13 protein-coding genes are annotated in these 17,221 nt (G+C 62.6%); 10 read left to right on the forward strand and 3 right to left on the reverse strand.

Features of this window, described 5'->3' with window-relative positions:
• Positions 1-106 precede the first annotated feature (106 nt).
• The gene (locus ABTV29_RS12175) at positions 107-496 is read right to left on the reverse strand and encodes a response regulator transcription factor (protein WP_433770508.1); all 390 of its coding nucleotides are present in this window, start codon (positions 494-496) and stop codon (positions 107-109) included.
• Between the two features lie 224 nt (positions 497-720).
• Here ABTV29_RS12175 and ABTV29_RS12180 point away from each other — a divergent pair, with 224 nt between their 5' ends.
• The 3 genes from ABTV29_RS12180 (at position 721) to ABTV29_RS12190 (ending at position 7,271) form a co-directional block, all read left to right on the forward strand.
• The gene (locus tag ABTV29_RS12180) at positions 721-5,796 is read left to right on the forward strand and encodes a trifunctional serine/threonine-protein kinase/ATP-binding protein/sensor histidine kinase (RefSeq protein ID WP_433770510.1); all 5,076 of its coding nucleotides are present in this window, start codon (positions 721-723) and stop codon (positions 5,794-5,796) included.
• A gap of 176 nt (positions 5,797-5,972) precedes the next feature.
• A complete protein-coding gene (locus ABTV29_RS12185) occupies positions 5,973-6,512 on the forward strand; it encodes a lecithin retinol acyltransferase family protein (RefSeq protein WP_433770512.1) in 540 nt (179 codons plus the stop codon).
• A gap of 108 nt (positions 6,513-6,620) precedes the next feature.
• Positions 6,621-7,271 carry a response regulator transcription factor gene (locus ABTV29_RS12190; protein WP_433770513.1) on the forward strand — a complete coding sequence of 217 codons (651 nt, stop codon included), beginning with the start codon at positions 6,621-6,623 and terminating at the stop codon, positions 7,269-7,271.
• 105 nt (positions 7,272-7,376) lie between these two features.
• Here ABTV29_RS12190 and ABTV29_RS12195 read toward each other — a convergent pair whose 3' ends face one another.
• Together ABTV29_RS12195 and ABTV29_RS12200 are read right to left on the reverse strand one after the other, a co-directional pair.
• Positions 7,377-8,330 carry an MBL fold metallo-hydrolase gene (locus ABTV29_RS12195; protein WP_433770515.1) on the reverse strand — a complete coding sequence of 318 codons (954 nt, stop codon included), beginning with the start codon at positions 8,328-8,330 and terminating at the stop codon, positions 7,377-7,379.
• Between the two features lie 838 nt (positions 8,331-9,168).
• On the reverse strand, positions 9,169-10,044 hold the full coding sequence (locus ABTV29_RS12200) for a LysR substrate-binding domain-containing protein (protein ID WP_433770517.1): 876 nt from the start codon (positions 10,042-10,044) through the stop codon (positions 9,169-9,171).
• Between the two features lie 127 nt (positions 10,045-10,171).
• Here ABTV29_RS12200 and ABTV29_RS12205 point away from each other — a divergent pair, with 127 nt between their 5' ends.
• From ABTV29_RS12205 to ABTV29_RS12235, 7 genes are all read left to right on the forward strand, one after another.
• Positions 10,172-11,518 carry an NAD(P)/FAD-dependent oxidoreductase gene (locus ABTV29_RS12205; protein ID WP_433770519.1) on the forward strand — a complete coding sequence of 449 codons (1,347 nt, stop codon included), beginning with the start codon at positions 10,172-10,174 and terminating at the stop codon, positions 11,516-11,518.
• Positions 11,519-11,565: 47 nt separating this feature from the next.
• On the forward strand, positions 11,566-13,233 hold the full coding sequence (locus tag ABTV29_RS12210; RefSeq protein ID WP_433770521.1) for an FAD-dependent oxidoreductase: 1,668 nt from the start codon (positions 11,566-11,568) through the stop codon (positions 13,231-13,233).
• A gap of 4 nt (positions 13,234-13,237) precedes the next feature.
• On the forward strand, positions 13,238-14,407 hold the full coding sequence (locus ABTV29_RS12215; RefSeq protein ID WP_433770523.1) for an NAD(P)/FAD-dependent oxidoreductase: 1,170 nt from the start codon (positions 13,238-13,240) through the stop codon (positions 14,405-14,407).
• A gap of 57 nt (positions 14,408-14,464) precedes the next feature.
• Entirely contained in the window at positions 14,465-15,262 is a 798-nt protein-coding gene (locus tag ABTV29_RS12220) for a transporter substrate-binding domain-containing protein (protein WP_433770525.1), read from the forward strand.
• A 52-nt stretch (positions 15,263-15,314) separates the two neighbouring features.
• Positions 15,315-15,698 carry a VOC family protein gene (locus tag ABTV29_RS12225; protein ID WP_433770527.1) on the forward strand — a complete coding sequence of 128 codons (384 nt, stop codon included), beginning with the start codon at positions 15,315-15,317 and terminating at the stop codon, positions 15,696-15,698.
• Positions 15,699-16,000: 302 nt separating this feature from the next.
• Positions 16,001-16,711 (forward strand): ferric reductase-like transmembrane domain-containing protein, encoded by a 711-nt coding sequence (locus ABTV29_RS12230; RefSeq protein ID WP_433770529.1) that lies wholly within the window; start codon positions 16,001-16,003, stop codon positions 16,709-16,711.
• 26 nt (positions 16,712-16,737) lie between these two features.
• Positions 16,738-17,082, forward strand: a complete 345-nt coding sequence (locus ABTV29_RS12235) for a cytochrome c3 family protein (RefSeq protein WP_433770531.1) — start codon at positions 16,738-16,740, stop codon at positions 17,080-17,082.
• The last annotated feature ends 139 nt before the right edge of the window (positions 17,083-17,221 follow it).

Raw genomic sequence — 17,221 nt, forward strand, 5'->3', positions numbered from 1 at the left:
TCCATCGCGAGCAGGCTCGCTCCCACAGTTTTGTTGGTGTCGGCGCCAAGGGAAATTCGCCACCAGGTATCGAGGCCGGCAAAGGGTAGAGGCCAGGCGTTGGTTTTCAGTGATGCATGGTCAGGGCGGCTTCGATGCAGTTGAGCAGTTTGTCGGCGTCGCAGGGTTTGGGCAGGCAGGCGATCAGCTCGGGATGGATGCCCAGGGGCGGGGCTGCCGCGGGATACGCGGTGATGAGTATCGTGGGGATGTGAATGCCGGTCGCAATGAGCTGTTCGAACATCTCCAGGCCGCTCATTCCCGGCATCTGGATATCGGAAACCAGGCAATCGGTCTGCATCGAAACGTTCGCGGCGAGAAACTCCAGCGCGCTGCAGTAGGTTCGGGTTTTATAACCGCTGGAGCGCAACAGGCTTTCCAGGGCTCCTCGAACGGAATCGTCATCATCCACAACTGCAATGTTCGGTGCAGTGCGCTGCTGAGTGTCTTGCGTCATTGAATTTGCTCGTTACTGCGCCGGTGTCCCCCCACGATACGCGGTCTCTGATGGGGGAAAATCATATCTAGGTATAGGTCGCTAAGATCTAAGTGTTGATGTATCCGACGCCATTCAATGCCATCTTTGGCGATTGATCAGGTGTCGGGGGTCGCTGTTCCCTGACCTGCTACAGTGTTGTGGCGCAACTGACTGGCTTGATTCCAATTCAGATGGATAACAGCATGCAGATACTTTGGGACGACGGTGAGCGCATCTTCTGTCGGGAACTGCGCTCCGGTGCCGGTGGCGAGAATACGGTCCTGCTGACCCGGCCTGCCGCCGAACAGCCGCTTCCGGCCTGCCTTGGCCGTCTCACTCACGAGTTTGCCCTCAAGGACGAACTGGAGGGCAACTGGGCGGTTCGACCGCTTGAGATCGTGCGCGAGCATGGCTACGTCCAGCTGGTGCTCGAAGACCCGGGTGGCGAGCCACTGGTGCAGCTGCTGACGGCGCCGATGCCAACCACGGTTTTCCTGCGTCACGCCATCAGCATCGCGGTGGCGATTGGCAAACTGCACCAGCGCGGCCTCGTCCACAAAGACATCAAGCCCAGCCATATCCTGGTCAACTGCGCCGACGGCCAGGCCAGGCTCACCGGGTTCGGCCTCGCTTCCCAGCTGCCCCGGGAGCGCCAGGCGCCCGAGACCATCGCCGGCACACTGGCCTACATGGCACCCGAGCAGACCGGGCGGATGAATCGCTCGATCGATTCGCGCAGCGACCTCTATTCCTTCGGCGTCACGCTGTACCAGATGTTGACCGCCACCTTGCCGTTTACCGCCGTCGACCCTATCGAATGGGTCCATTGCCATATTGCGAAAAAGCCGGAGCCAGCAAGTTCAAGGGTCGAAGGCATTCCCCAGGTGCTCTGCGACATTGTCAGGAAACTGCTCGCCAAGACGGCCGAGGAGCGCTATCAGACCGCCGCCGGGGTCGAACATGATCTGCGCAGGTGCCAGGCCGAGTGGGAACAGACAGGGCAGATCAAGGCCTTTACCCTCAGCGAGCACGGCGCCTCCGACCGCCTGCTGATTCCCGAGAAACTCTACGGACGCGAGCGTGAAGTCGACACGCTGGTTACCGCGTTCGGCCGGATCATCGCCAGCAGCGCCCCGCAGCTCGTGCTGGTCACCGGGTATTCCGGTATCGGCAAATCCTCGGTGGTCAATGAGCTGCATAAGGTACTGGTACCGCCGCGCGGACTCTTCGCTTCCGGCAAGTTCGATCAATACAGCCGCGATATTCCCTATTCGACCCTGGTGCAGGCGTTTCAAAGCCTGGTGCGCACGCTGCTGGGCAAGAACGACACGGAACTGGCGGATTGGCGTGACGCCCTGCAGCAAGCGCTGGAACCCAATGCGCGGCTGATGACCGACCTCATTCCCGAACTGAAGCTGATCATCGGCGAACCGCCACCGGTTCCGGCGCTTGATCCGCAACAGGCGCAGCGCCGCTTCCTGCTGGTGCTACGGCACTTTATCGGTGTCTTCGCCCAGGCCGAACATCCCCTCGCGCTGTTTCTTGACGATCTGCAATGGCTCGACGCGGCGACCCTGGACTTGCTTGAAGATCTATTGACCAGCTCCGATACGCGGCACCTGATGCTCGTCGGCGCCTATCGCAGTAACGAGGTGGATGCCGGGCACCCGCTGTCGGTGAAGATTGAGGCCATTCGCAAGGCCGGCGGCAGGGTCGATGAAATTACCCTGGCGCCGCTGGCCAAGGCGCACATCGAGCAGTTGATCGCCGAGGCGCTCGATGACGAGATTGCGCGGGTGGAGCCCCTGGCGCAGTTGGTACTGGACAAGACCGCGGGCAATCCATTCTTCGTGATCCAGTTCCTGCAAGCCCTCGCTGATGAGCAACTGCTGACGTTTGATCACCACCTGAGTCGCTGGTTCTGGGACCCCGATCGCATCCATGCCAAGGGCTACACCGACAACATCGTGGACCTGATGGTCGACAAGCTCACCCGCTTGCCGGCCGATACCCAACATGCATTGCAGCAGCTTGCGTGCCTGGGAAACGTCGCCGCAATCGGCGCGCTGGCAACCGCCATGGAGGTGCCGAAGGCGCAGCTGCGCACGGTGTTGTGGGAGGCCATTCGCCAGGAGCTGGTCGAGCGGCTGGACGGTGCCTATGCGTTTGTTCACGACCGTATCCATGAGGCCGCCTATTCGCTGATTCCCAGGGAGTCGCGGGCCCAGGCCCATTTGCGGATCGGCCGGCTGCTGGCGGCGCAGACGCCTGCGCAAGGGCTGGAAGAGGCAATCTTTGAAATCGTCGGCCAGCTCAATCGCGGCGCCGCTTTGCTCACCGAGCTGAGCGAGCGGGAACAGCTGGCCGAGTACAATTTGATCGCCGGCCAGCGTGCCAAGGCTTCGTCGGCCTACGCATCGGCGCTCGCTTACCTCACCACCGGTGCCCAGCTGTTGGGCGAGGACTGCTGGGCGCGGCGCAATGGGCTGAGTTTCGCGCTGGAGTTGAACAGGGCCGAATGCGAGTTCCTGACCGGCCAGCTCGCTCTCGCCGACGAGCGTCTGATCGCACTGTCCCGGCGCGTCATGACCGTGATCGAGCGGGCCAGCGTTGCCTGCCTGCAAATGGACGTCTATCTGCTGCTGGATCGTAGCGATGCCGCGTGCGCTGTCTGTCTCGACTACCTGCGGCACGTGGGGATCGAGTGGGCGGCGCACCCGAGCGACGAAGACGTGCGGCGCGAATATGACCGCATCGGCGCGTTGCTGGGCGACCGGGCCATCGAAGACCTCATCGACCTGCCGTTGATGGAGGACGCCACCTCCCTGGTGACCGTCAACGTGCTGGGCAAACTCTTCGCCCCCGCCTTGCAGTCCGACACGAACCTGTCGTGCATGTCGATCTGCAAGGCCATCAGCATGAGCCTGGAATGGGGTAACTGCGATGCCTCCTGCGTGCTCTATGCCAATGCCTTTCGGGTGGCCGGCCGACGCTTCGGCGATCATGAGGTGGGGTTCCGGTTCGGACAACTGGGCTGCGACCTGGTCGAGCAACGCGGGCTGACAAGGTTCGAGGCAAGCACCTATCTGTGCTTCTCGTGTTTTGCCGTGCGCTGGATGCGCCCCGTGGCGCAATGCCGGGACTTGCTGCGCCGTTCGTTCGTGGCGGCTAACCGGATCGGCGACCTGCCGTATGGTGCCTACTCGGGAAACAACCTCACCGCCGACCTGCTGTTCGCCGGCGAACCCTTGCCCGAGGTGCAGGGCGAGGCCGAGCAGGGCCTGGATTATGCGAAGAGGGTACGCTTCGGCCTGGTGACGGATTTCATCTCCACGCAATTGGTGCAGATCCGCATGCTGCGGGGTCTGACGCCGACCTTCGGGCGCCTGGAAGAGGGCGAGTTCAACGAAGCCGACACTGAAGCGCATTTGGCCAGCACTCCCGATCTGGTGCTGGCCGAGTGTTTGTACTGGGTGCGCAAACTGCAGGCTCGCTACATGGCCGGCGAGCCTGAAGCCGCCATGCAAGCCGCCGCGAGGGCACAGCAGTTGCTGTGGGTTTGCCAGTCGTTCTTCGAGGAGGCGGAATACTACTTCTATGACGCGCTGGCCCGGGCGGCGTGGTGTGATGGCGCCGGGCAAGGCGAACATGCCCGGCATCTGGCCGCCATGGCGGTCGATCACCAGCAGTTGCAGGGCTGGGCGCAACAATGCCCGGAGAATTTCGCCAGCAGGGCGGCCCTGGTCGCGGCGGAAATCGCCCGTGTCGAAGGGCGCGTGGTGGATGCCGAGCGGGAGTACGAGCAGGCCATCAGCCTGGCGCAGCAAAGTGGCTTCGTCCATATCGAGGCGCTGGCCAACGAACTGGCTTCGCGTTTCTACGCCGCACGAGGCCTTGGCAAGATCGCCCGTGTCTACCTGCAGGATGCCCGCTACGGTTATCTGCGTTGGGGCGCCGATGGCAAGGTACGCCAGCTCGATGCGAAGTATCCCTCGCTGCGTACCGAGGAACACACCCTTGGCCCGACCACCACCATGGCCACGACGGTCGAGCACCTGGATCTTGCCACCGTACTCAAGGTTTCCCAGGCTGTGTCGGGCGAGATCGTGCTGGAAAAACTGATCGATATGGTCATGTTCACGGCGATCGAGCAGGCCGGTGCCGAACGGGGCCTGTTGATTCTGTCCGAGGGTGGCGAGTACCGGATAGCGGCGCAGGTGACCACCGGCGACGACGCGACGCAGTTGCGGCATGCGCCGGTCAGCACGCAGCTGTTGCCGGAATCGGTTCTCTATCATGTCCTGCGCACCCGCGAGAGCGTGGTCCTGGACGATGCCATGGCCGAAGTACCGTTTGCCGCCGACCCTTATGTGCGCCAGCAGCGCGCCCGCTCGATTCTCTGCCTGCCGTTGATGAACCAGGCCAAGCTGGTGGGGGCGCTGTACCTCGAGAACAACCTGACTGCCCGGGTGTTCAGCCCGAACCGGATCGCCGTGCTCAAGCTGGTGGCGTCGCAGGCGGCCATCTCGCTGGAAAACGCCCGGTTGTACCGTGAGTATCGCGAGGTGCAGACCGAGTTGGCCCACGCCAACCGTGTCGCCACCATGGGGCAATTGGTGGCGTCTATTGCCCACGAGGTCAACCAGCCGATCGCCGCGGCCATCCTCAACGCCAATGCCGCGCAGCGCTGGCTGAACATCCAGCCGCCGGAACTCGATGAGGTGCGTCAGGTGCTCGCTCGCCTGATTCAGGATGCCAACCGCGCGGCGGATGTGTTGGGGCGGATCCGTGGGCATATCCGCAAGGCGCCGCCACAGAAAGGACCGTTGGACATCAACGTCGCCATTGGCGAAATGATCGAGTTCACCCGTGGCCAGATCATGAAGAACGGCGTTGTGTTGCAGACGCAGCTCACCGATGGCTTGCAGCTCATCGTCGGTGATCGTGTGGAGCTGCAACAGGTGTTGCTCAACCTGATCATGAACGCGCTTGAGGCCATGAGCGTGACGCCCGAAGGCGAGCGCCAGTTGCACATCAGCGCGGTGCCGGGGGAGGCGGGCTACCTGCTGGTCAGCGTCAGCGATTCGGGGCCGGGGTTTGCCACGGAGAACGCCGACCAGGTGTTCCGGTCCTTCTACACCACCAAGCCCACGGGCCTGGGCATGGGCTTGTCGATCTGTCGCTCGATCGTCGAGGCCCACGGCGGCCGCTTATGGGCAAGCCCCAACCAGCCCCGTGGCGCCACTGTGCAATTCACGCTTCCCGTGGTGCAGGAATGAACGCTACGGGCTCATCAAGGCCGCCGGCAGGAGCCGGCGGCCACCCATCGGCACCCGGCTTAATACTTTGGTTTAACGGGTGCATATCAATGGGTCGAACGAAGTAATCGCTTGTACAAATGTAGCTCCGCAACCCCGGCGATATAGTCACATCAAGGGTTTCGGAGAACTTTATCGTGAAAAGCTTGATGGCCAGTGTCATGGAAGGGTTGTCATCCCTGCGTTGCAAAACGCAGGCGGTCATGGCCCGGAAATCGACCAGCGTTTGCGCAGGTTCGATGAAGCGCTCACTGGACCTGCACAATATCGAACAGGCACTGCTTCATACCCCGGTCGGTTCGCACCTGATCACTGCGCGAAAATTCTATATCCACCATGGCATCTACCTGGGCTCGGGCCGCGTTGCCCACTACGCCGGGTACAGCGGTTCATTCACTCCGGGCCCCATCGAGGTGACCGATCTCGAACAGTTCGCCAATGGCCGGCCGGTCTGGATGATTGAGGAGCAGAGCGAGTACTCCAGCGATGAAATCGTCCGTCGCGCGTACTCGAGGATCGGTGAACGCCATTACCGGATTTTCTCCAACAACTGCGAGCATTTTTGCAGTTGGTGCACACATGGAAAGAGTCAAAGCGCCCAGGTGGAGCTGCTCCTGCATTCGCCCCGTGGTTTTTTCTCGATGATTTCGGCGCTGGAATCCCGCCTGACTGCATAAGACCTGCACATTTTCCTAAACTGATGAAGCCGCCTGGAGGGTCGTCCGGGTAGTGGGTGGCGCTGTGCTACACTTTTTTTCCACCATTTCTCCCGGGGATTGCCGTGCATGAATGCTCCGTTCAGTGAGTCGCAAAACACTGCTTCCATTGTGTTCGTGGTGGACGACGATGCCTCCATTCGCGATGCGCTAAGCAACCTGTTGCGCTCTACCGGCATGCGGGTCGAGACCTTCGCTTCAACCTCGGAATTTCTCCTGCATTCAAAGACCGATGGCGCCAGTTGCCTGGTCCTGGACGTGAGGCTTCAGGGCAGCAGCGGCCTGGACTTCCAGCGTCAGCTGGTTGATGCGCACATCAATATTCCGATCATTTTCATCACCGGCCATGGCGACATCGAGATGTCCGTCAAGGCGATGAAAGCCGGTGCCGTGGATTTCCTGGCCAAGCCCTTTCGCGAGCAGGATCTGCTGGACGCGGTGTCTGCCGCACTCCAGACCGACACGAAGCGCCGCGAACTCGAACGCAAATCCTCGAGCCTGCATGCCGACTACCAATCGCTGACCCCCCGTGAAAAGGAAGTGATGGCGCTTGCCGTGAAAGGCCTGATGAACAAGCAGATTGCCGGGCAGATGAACCTGAGCGAAATCACCATCAAAATCCACCGTTCCCATGCCATGAAAAAAATGCACGCCAAATCCTTCGCGGACCTGGTGCGCATGGCTGAGGCGCTGGAGCGGGTAGAACCACATTCCCTGTAGGAGTTGTCGAGCGAAGCGAGGCTGCGATCTCTTGATTTTGCCTTTCAAGATCAAAAGATCGCAGCCTCGCTTCGCTCGACAGCTCCTACAGAGGGCTTGCGCAGGTTAGAAGTCCCAGAACGCCGCGACCCAACGGAAGGCTTCACCGTCGACCGCGACCCGGCCAACCGAAGGGAAGGGCAAGTGCGTGGCGACAAAGAGTTCGCCACTGGCCGCCGCCTCTTGCATCAGCCGGACCCGAACGCGAACCGATTCCTCGGGATCATGTTCAAAACCGTTGTGCCAGTCGGGGTGTTCGAAGGCGACCGGGAACAGGGCGTCACCGGCAAAGGTCAGCTTTTCGTCCCCCGATTGCACGTAGACCACGCTGTGGCCCGGGGTATGGCCGCCGGTCATTTTCGCCACCACGCCCGGTGCCACTTCGTATTCGTCTTCGAAAGTGCGCAGCTTGCTGTGGAACGCTTTCATGAATTCATTGGCGGTGGCCCGCAGCACGTCGGGTACGGGTGCCGGCATCTCGGTCAGGGTGAAATCGGGTTCTGCCCAGAAGTCGACCTCGGTGGCGGCCACGTGGATGCGCACATCCGGACTCAGCCTGTTTTTCACCTCGTCGACCAGCAGCCCGCCGATATGGTCCATGTGCATGTGGGTGATCACGATGTCGGTGACGGACGCCAGATCGATGCCAGCCGCCGCCAGCCGCTGGGGAAACTGCCCGGCCCGTGGAAAATCGGGGAACTGACCGCCCAGGCCGGCATCGACGAGAATGATCTGTTCGCCGCTGCGCACCACCAGCACGTTCAACGCCCAGTCGAACGCATCCGGCCCCAGGAACATGTTCTTGAACCACGCCTTGCGCTCGGCCGGGTCGGCGTTGGTGGACATGGTCTCGGTCGGCAGCGGCAGCACCCCATCGCTGATCACCATCACATCGATATCACCGACCCGCACCGCGTAGCGCGAAGGGATCTGATACTCGACGGCCTGGGTGTGCGGGACCAGGTCTGGCGCTTGCCGAGCTTCATTCTTTTGGGCGAAATGGTTCAGGTACGTTGTCATGGTCACTCTCCTGATGGGGGCAAAAAGCCTCGGGCAACTGCCGCGCGTTCGGCGTGAAGGCGACGGTTTTGCCCATGGAGAGAGTGTGCGGGGAGACGAAGGGCCGCCGGAATTATCCCCGGGTATAGCGGGGCTGTACCTTAGCGTGATGGCACTAAGCACATCGGTTGAAAATCCGCGGCATTTCCCCCTGTAGGAGCGAGCCTGCTCGCGATGAGGCCGGCACATTCAACATCGATATCGCCCGCCAGTCCGCCATCGCGAGCAGGCTCGCTCCCACAGTCGATCTTTGGTGAACACAAGATCCAGCAACACCCCAATTCCTTTGTGGGAGCGAGCCTGCTCGCGATGAGGCCGGCACATTCAACATCGATGTCGCCCGCCAGTCCGCCATCGCGAGCAGGCTTGCTCCTACAGTTGATCTTTGGTGAACACAAGATCCAGCAACACCCCAAGTCCCTTGTAGGAGCGAGCCTGCTCGCGATGAGGCCGGCACATTCAACATCGATGTCGCCCGCCAGTCCGCCATCGCGAGCAGGCTCGCTCCTACAGTTGATCTGCGGTGAACACAAGATCCAGCAACACCCCAAGTCCCTTGTGGGAGCGAGCCTGCTCGCGATGAGGCTGGCACATTCAACGTCGATGTCGCCCGCCAGTCCGCCATCGCGAGCAGGCTCGCTCCTACAGTTGATCTGCGGTGAGCACAAGATCCAGCAACACCTCAAAACCCTTGTGGGAGCGAGCCTGCTCGCGATGAGGCTGGCACATTCAACATCGATGTCGCCTGCCAGTCCGCCATCGCGAGCAGGCTCGCTCCAACAGGTTTTGTGCAGGGCGGTTATGCGGTTTTCAGGTTTTCCAGCCAGTCCAGAAACTCGGAAAACCCGCTCGAATGCTTTACCCGCCGCGGATAAACCAGCGTGTAGCGCCCACCGGTCACGATGCGCCCGGCATGCACGCGAACCAGTTGCCCGTTGAGCAATTCATCCTGTGTGAGCACCGCGTCGACCAGGGCGATTCCCTGGCCGCATTTCACCGCGACTATGGCCGACTCCAGGGTGTCGAAGGTCAGGTGAGCGTTATCCGGTCCGATGGAACCGGGGTAGAGGTCTTCCCAGCGGCGCCAGTCCAGGCGATCCATGCTCGAGTCCACCAGCCGTGCGGTCTTGAGCAGTTCCTGCGGCGTCGTGCCTTCCAGCAGTTGCGGCGAGCAGACGGGTATCAGCTCTTCCTCCCACAAGTCGAGTGCTTCGAAATCGGGCCAGGTGGCGGTGCCGTAGGCGATCATGGCGTCGATCGACTCGAACGCGAAATCGGGAAAGCGGTGGTAGACCGTGTCGACACTGACCGTGACTTGCGGGTGCTCGCGATAAAACGCCGTCAACCGAGGAATCAGCCAGCGCGCGGCCATGGTCGGATGCGCCCGCAGGCTGACGCTGCGGCCCACGGTGGCGAGCATGTGCGAGGCGTCGGACAGCAGGCCGATGACCTGTTCCGCCACCGGTACCAGCGACCGGCCTTCGGCGGTGAGCACGATTCTGCGCGTGTGCCGCTCGAACAGGCGGGTGTCCAGGCGTGCTTCCAGTTGCGCCACCTGGCGGCTCACCGCGCTCTGGCTGAGGTTGAGCTGCTCGCCCGCCTTGCCGAAGTTGCCGGTCTTGGCAACCGTCAGGAATGCCTGCAATAGCTCGATCGATGGCAGTTGGCGGCTCATGTTTCTATGCGTTCCTCACATGGAATTAATGCGCAGACATCACTGTAATTTCAGCCTGCCGGGGCACATTCTTAGCCGAAACCACGACGCTGCGCCATGCGTCATTTCCAACTCGGCGATTTCCCTTATGAACACTCCAGTAGCAGCTTTGGCCGGCGTATCGGTGCCCCAGGACAATCCACTGCCCCGTGAAGTCGACGTGGTGATCATCGGCGGCGGCCTGATGGGCTGTGCCTGCGCCTATTACCTTGGCAAGGCCGGGGTGAAGGTACTGCTGCTGGAAAAAAGCGTGCTCGCCGGGCAGCAGTCGTCCCGGGCCTGGGGCTTTGTGCGCCAGCAATCGCGAGACGAGGCCGAAGTGCCGCTGATGCAAGCCAGCATCGGTATCTGGCGCTCGCTGGAGCGTGAGTTGCAAACCGACCTGGGCTGGCGCAACGACGGCTGCCTGTTTGTCGCGGGCAATGAAGAAGAGCGTGAGGGATACGCCTCCTGGCTCAGCGTTGCACGCAGCTTTTCGGTCGACACCGTCATGCTGTCGCCCCGTGAAGTGGCGAACAAACTGCCGGGTTATGCCGTCCCGCAACTGGGTGGCCTGTTCACCGCCAGCGACGGTCAGGCCGAGCCCACGCTGGTGGCGCGGGCCTTCGCCATGCGCGCCCGGGAGCTGGGTGTGCAACTGGTCGAACACTGTGGTGCACGGGGCATCGACGTTGCCGCCGGCCAGGTGGTGGGAGTGGAAACCGAGCGCGGCTATGTGAAGGCGAAAACCGTGGTCTGCGCCGCAGGTGTCACCACCTTCCGCCTGCTGCGCATGCTCGGTATCGAACTGCCGCAGCAACTGGTCCGTGGCACGGTGGCGCGAACCACTTCGGGGCCGACCCTCAGCGGCATTTCAACCATCGCCAATGGCGTGGGCTTCCGGCAACGCCTGGACGGCAGCTTCAACATCGCCGACGACGCCCATGTCGACGTCGACATGACCCTCGGTCACCTGCGCGCGCTGCATTGGTATGCGCCTTCGTTGTGGGCGCACCGCAAGTCGTTTCGCTTCAACCTCAACGGTGCCTGCCTGACGGATCTGCACCAGCGCATGCCGTGGTCGCAGGCCTCGCGATTGGGCGAGGGAATCCACGAACGCAATCCGCTGATCAAGCCCAATGAAAAGGGCCTGGGCACTGCCATGCGCGCGCTCAAGGCCGCGTTCCCCGGACAGGTCGATACGCAGATCGCCGACCGCTGGGCGGGCGCCATCGACGTCTTGCCCGACGGCATTCCGGTGATCGATGCGCAAACCTCACCCCGGGGCCTGGCGATCGCCACCGGGTTCTGCGGCCACGGCTTTGCCATGGGGCCGATCGTGGGCAAGACCCTGGCGGACTGGATCGACTCGGGCGATCCGGGCCTGGATATGCGTCAGCTGCGCCTGTCGCGATTTGCCGAAGGCGACGTCAAGCCGCCTTCTTCGTTGTTCTAGTCGCTAGCCCACGTCAACGCACACGCGCCTCACTCGGGGGAAACTCGATGGCCACACATAACAAGAACGACCACTACTACGATCCGGCCTCAGTGGCGGGCAAGGCACCGCCGATCAGCGACGAGACCGACATTCTGATCGTCGGTGCGGGGCCGGCGGGGCTTGCGGCGGCATTGAGCGCCATCGGCCATGGCCTGCGGGTCACGCTGGTGGACGAAAATCCTGTGCCGCTGGAAACCATGGGCGAGGAAGTGCCGCTGCATTTCGGTGGGCGCATGGGCGCGGCGGTGGCCAACCGCAACAGCGTCCTGCAGACCCTGCTCGATGCCCGCCCGGAGATCTCCGAGGCGCTTGAAGCCGGTGTCGACGTACGGCTCGGCACGGCGGTCTGGGGCCTGTTTCCCCAGCAGCCCACCGCCGCGTGGATCGAAGGCGCCGTGGCCGGTCTGGCTGATGAGGACAACGCCTGGCTGCTGCGCTTCAAACAGGTGATCGTCGCCGCCGGCCGGCGTGACATGGGCTTGGCGTTCGACGGCTGGCATCGCCCCGGTGTGATGGGCGTCAGCGCGGCGCATCGGTTGGCCACGGTTTACCAGGCGCTGGACAGCAAGCGCGCGGTGCTGGTCGGTAGCGATACCCAGGCGCTGGCCACGGCCCGGGCGCTGATCGCCAGCGGCGTACAGATTGCGGCGATCATTGAGCAGGCAACCCAGGTCAGTGGCGATCCCGCGCTGCTGGGTCAACTGGTGGAGCAGGGCGCCCGGCTGTTGACCGGGCATGTCGTGCGCGAAGCGCTCGGCGACGGCTTCGGGGTCAAGGGCATTACTGCCGTGGCGGTCGACAGCACCGGCCGCCCCGTTGACGGGACGCTGATCGAGATCGAATGCGACACGGTGCTGCTGGGCGTGGCAGCCATTCCCGCCATCGAGCTGGTGGAATCGGCGGGATGCCGCATCTCATTCCAGGCCGACCGCGGCGGCCACGTGCCTGACGCGGATCCGGTGCAGCGCACTTCGTTGCCCTTCGTGTTGGTGGCCGGTGACTGCGCTGGCGTCTGGGCATCGAAAAGCCTCGACGAGAACATTGCCCGGCGCGAAGGGCACATCGCCGCACATACCGCGCTGGTCGCGTTGGGTGTCGATATTGCGCCAAGCGAGCAGGCGCCGATCCCTGACGCGCCCGTCTGCGACCCTGCCGCCAATCGCGCAGCCTGGGTACGGGCGTCCACGCTCCACGCGCAGAACCAGCCCTTTGTGTGCCAGTGCGAGGAAGTCACCGCCAACGAGATTCTCGGCCAGCAGCCACCGCGCTATCTGCAATGGACGCCTGCCGAGGCGTCGCTGGAGATCGCCATGCAAAACGATTCGCCCAACCCGGACGTGACCAAGCGCCTGACGCGGGCCTGCATGGGCCCGTGCCAGGGCCGTCGTTGCCGTGAACAGGTGGCGGCGTTGCTCGGCCTCGGCGCCGGCCTGAGTGTCGAGGCCATTGCGCTGGCCTCGTTTCGCCCGCCGGTGCGTCCGCTGTCCATGCGCCAGGCCGCGCAGGTCGAGGAAGCGCCGCAGATGAAAAGCCGCTGGGATGCCTGGTTCGACATGCCGTCGCAGTGGACGCCGTTCTGGCTGTGCGCGGGCGAGCAGACCGTCGCCCGGCGCAGGACAGACGCCGCGTCTCAATCCGCTGCGCTGAGCACTCCATTCACTGCAGAGGGCTGACACCATGCAGACAGTCAAGAAATCCTCCTCAAGTGCATCCGTCGTCATCGTCGGTGGCGGCGTGACCGGCTTGAGCGCCGCCTGGTGGCTGGCGCGCGATGGCGTCGACGTGCTGGTGCTCGAAGCCGGCCTGATCGGCTGGGGCGCCTCGGGGCGCAACGGCGGTGGCTGTTCCCATCACCACAGCCCGCTGTTTGTCGAAGAGCAGCGACTGTGGCCGATGATGGACGAACTGCTCGGCTATCCCACCGAGTATCGCCCGGACCGCATCAGCATCGATCTGACCGAACACCAGGTTGCCCTCGATCAGAAGGTCGTGAACGAAGCCGCCTGGTATGGCCTGCGCGTCGACCTGCTGGACCCGCAGCAGGTGCGCGAACTGGTGCCCTTTGCCGGCGACAACGTACTGGCCGGCTTCTACTACCATTTCGGCGGCCACGCCAACCCGCACCGCACCTTGCAGGCCTACGCCTGGGCGCTGCAAAACCTCGGCGGTCGGGTGCTTGAACACACCCCCGTGGTCGACATCGTCCGCGATGGCGACCGGGTGACCGGCGTGCGCACCGCCCAGGGCCTGATCTCCTGCGACCATCTGGTGATTGCCGCAGGTCCCCATACCGGGGAACTGGCGGCGCAGTTGGGAGTGGACATTCCGCTGGTGACCGCCCGTGCGGAGATGATCGTCACCGAGCCGCTGCCGTTGCTCGACGTCGGCGGTGTGGATGGCAACGGCCTGTACGGCCGGCAAACCCTGCGCGGCAACCTGGCCTATGGTGGCGGCCCCCACGAGTGGGTCGACCTGGCGGATCTGCGCGGTACCCGGGCGCAATCGACACCGCTGCAATGCAACATCGCCAAACGCCTGGCCGAGCTGTTCCCCAAGGTCGCCCACAAGCGGGTGATTCGCAGCTGGGCAGGGTTCATCGAAAACACCCCGGACGGGCGTCCGGTGATCGATCGGCCCGCTGCACTGGACAACGTCACCGTCGCCACCATGTCCGGTGTCGGCTTCGGACTTTCTCCGGCCAGCGGTCATGCCATTCGCGACCTGGTCGTGGACGGTGCCTGCAGTTTCGCCGATCTTTCTACCTTCTCGCTCTCACGTTTCAGCGCCCTCGAATCTGACTGGCAAGCCATTCAGGGCTGGTTGCCGCTGCCGGTACCGGCCGCCTGAAAATGCTCTTTCAAATGCATGCGTTTATCACTGTCCTCCAATAAAAAAGGATCGACCATGAAACGAATACTTCGCAACCTGACCCTGGCGGCCTCGCTCGGCCTGACCCTGTGTGCCTTTGCCGCGCCCGCCAGCGCGGCTCAGGAAAAGCTGCGCTTTGGCGTCGCTGCCGAGCCGTACCCGCCGTTTCTGGTGAAGACACCTACCGGGCAATTCACCGGCTTTGAGCCCGACCTGATCCGCGCGCTGTGCGAGCAGATGAAGGCCGAGTGCGAGATCAAGGAAGTGGCGTGGGACGGCATCATTCCCGCGTTGATCGCCAACAAGTTCGACGTGCTGTTCAACTCCATGGGCATCAGTCCGGAGCGGCAGAAAGTGATCGCGTTTTCCCGTCCCTACTATGAAACCACCGGCATTTTCGTTGCGCCGAAAAACGTCGACGTGACACTGACCCCGGAAGGACTCGCCGGCAAGGCCATCGGCGTGCAGGGCTCGACCACGAATGCCGAATTCATCCGCAGCGCCTATGGCAACACCTCGGATATCCGCATCTACAACACCCAGGACGACTGCAACGCCGACCTGATTGCCGGACGTATCGACGTCATGTTCCTCGACAAGGTCGGCGACATCGATTTCCTCAAGTCCCAGGACGGCACGGCGTTCGAAGAAAAGGGCACGGGCAGCATCAAGATGGACCCGTTGAAATATGGTCTGGGTGTCGGCGCGGGTATGCGCAAGAGTGATGTCGAACTCAAGACCCAGATCGACAAGGCGCTGACCCAGTTGTACGAATCGGGCAAGTACACGCAGATTTCGCAGAAGTACTTTCCGACGGATCTCTGGCCGCACTGACATCCGCACCACCGTATTCATCCACCCTGGTTCCACCCACGAGAGCATAAAAATGAGCGTTTTCACTCACGTCACTGTCGGTACCAATGATCTGCAAAAAGCCCGGGCCTTTTACGACAAGGTGCTCGGCGCCCTTGGCCAGCAACGCATTGCCGACCTGGATGACAACGGCTCGATATGGGGCGAAAGCGCGCCATCGTTCTTCGTCCTCAAGCCTGCCAACGGCGCCCCGGCCACGGTCGGAAATGGCGTGACCGTCAGCTTCGAGGCACCTGATCGCGCGGCCATCGACGCCTTCCACGCCGCTGCCCTGGCCAGTGGCGGCACCTGCGAAGGCGAACCCGGACCCCGCGGCTGGGCACCGAATGCCTATGCGGCCTACGCCCGGGACCTGGATGGCAACAAGCTGGCGGCGTACTGCTTCAAGCCTGCATAAGCCCTGAAACCTGATTCCACTGGGATTGTGGTTTTACACAAATGCCAGGGCTGGCAGAAAAACCTGTAGGAGCGAGCCTGCTCGCGATGGACGTCAACGATGACGCGGATAACCTGACACCCCGCGTTGTTCTCAGGCCCATCGCGAGCAGGCTCGCTCCTACAGGGATCACTGTTTTCCAGCGCAACTTGTCACGCTCAACAACACATCTGGCACCCAGCCTCAAAGGTCGCGCAGCCATCCTGGCGATAATCCGAAGATGAAGTGAATATCCCGGCGCGCTATCGAGCAGGAGGCTGAGCGTGGTCGCATTACTGCTTCGCCTGACCCTGTTGATCACGCTGCCATTCGTGCTGCTGTTGTTCGCAAGCCCCATGCCGGGCATCTATCTCGCCTGGGACCTGGCCAATGGCGTGGGGTTTCTCTGCGGCGTGCTGCTGGCCATGCTGTTCATCTACAGCGGCCGTCCGCTCAGCGAGCCCCACTACGACGGCAAGTTCTTCATGAACCTGCATCGCGACCTCGGCTACGCCGCCACGCTGCTGCTGGCGGTGCACATCGGCGTGTTGCTGTTCAGCGAGCCGCTGGTGATCGACTATCTCAAACCCTCGGCCACCTGGCCGATGCTCAGCGGCACTCTCGCCAGCCTGATTCTGCTGGTGCTGGTTCCGACCGGTCTTACGGCCGTGCGCAAGAAACTGTGGCGCAACCATCGGCATTTCAAACACTGGCATTACGGGCTGGGGGCGCTGTTGCTGGGGCTGATGTCGGTGCATGTAATCAGTGCCGGCTTCTACAGCGCAGAGCCGTGGAAGGCGTTTTTGTGGGTGGGAATGATCTGTGCGGCGATCCTCAGGCCACTAATGCCGCGACCGGCATTGGTGCGTGGCATCGGATCGAGACGCCGTCACACAGCCCGTTATGCCAGTTGGTTGAGCGTGGGCGTGGTGCTGTTCGCCCTGACCCTGGCGCTCGGCTACTCGCTGTTGGCCAATAGCGATCTGCCGCTGTGAGGCGCGCGTATTCATGTGGATTGCTGATGGTGGCAGCCGGCCTGGGCTATCTGCTTTACAGCGCTCACGGGCAACTGCTTCGGGAGCGCCCGTTATTGCCGATCAACTTCAACCATCAACTGCATGGCCGGGTGAACTGCCTGACCTGTCACCACGACTATGCCGACCACGCGCCGTCGCCACCCACGGGGGAGCGCAGTTGTGTGTTGTGCCACAAAAAGACCCCCGCGCTGGCGTTGCGCATGGAGCAGGATTTCCATGGCTTGTGCCGTGATTGCCACCTCAAACAGGTGCAGGTGATTCACGCAGCGGGGCCGGTTCGCGAGTGCCAGCGGTGTCACGCTGCGCCTGCGTTCGGCGTGCCGCAATAAACCGGGGATAGATAAACCTGTGGGAGCGAGCCTGCTCGCGAAGGCGGTGTGTCAGGCAACATCTGCTTCGACTGACAGTCTGCTATCGCGAGCAGGCTCGCTCCCACAGGGTTTGGCGCTGTACACAAATGACAAGGCT

This window comes from Pseudomonas putida (assembly GCF_050989985.1).
GTDB classification, from domain to species: domain Bacteria; phylum Pseudomonadota; class Gammaproteobacteria; order Pseudomonadales; family Pseudomonadaceae; genus Aquipseudomonas; species Aquipseudomonas putida_AI.

Bases quoted from the DNA above. Each gene is read 5' to 3' on its own strand.
- ABTV29_RS12175 (WP_433770508.1), bottom strand. From the start codon at position 496: ATGACGCAAGACACTCAGCAGCGCACTGCACCGAACATTGCAGTTGTG.
- ABTV29_RS12180 (WP_433770510.1), top strand. From the start codon at position 721: ATGCAGATACTTTGGGACGACGGTGAGCGCATCTTCTGTCGGGAACTG.
- ABTV29_RS12190 (WP_433770513.1), top strand. From the start codon at position 6,621: ATGAATGCTCCGTTCAGTGAGTCGCAAAACACTGCTTCCATTGTGTTC.
- ABTV29_RS12195 (WP_433770515.1), bottom strand. From the start codon at position 8,330: ATGACAACGTACCTGAACCATTTCGCCCAAAAGAATGAAGCTCGGCAA.
- ABTV29_RS12200 (WP_433770517.1), bottom strand. From the start codon at position 10,044: ATGAGCCGCCAACTGCCATCGATCGAGCTATTGCAGGCATTCCTGACG.
- ABTV29_RS12205 (WP_433770519.1), top strand. From the start codon at position 10,172: ATGAACACTCCAGTAGCAGCTTTGGCCGGCGTATCGGTGCCCCAGGAC.
- ABTV29_RS12210 (WP_433770521.1), top strand. From the start codon at position 11,566: ATGGCCACACATAACAAGAACGACCACTACTACGATCCGGCCTCAGTG.
- ABTV29_RS12215 (WP_433770523.1), top strand. From the start codon at position 13,238: ATGCAGACAGTCAAGAAATCCTCCTCAAGTGCATCCGTCGTCATCGTC.
- ABTV29_RS12220 (WP_433770525.1), top strand. From the start codon at position 14,465: ATGAAACGAATACTTCGCAACCTGACCCTGGCGGCCTCGCTCGGCCTG.
- ABTV29_RS12225 (WP_433770527.1), top strand. From the start codon at position 15,315: ATGAGCGTTTTCACTCACGTCACTGTCGGTACCAATGATCTGCAAAAA.
- ABTV29_RS12235 (WP_433770531.1), top strand. From the start codon at position 16,738: ATGGTGGCAGCCGGCCTGGGCTATCTGCTTTACAGCGCTCACGGGCAA.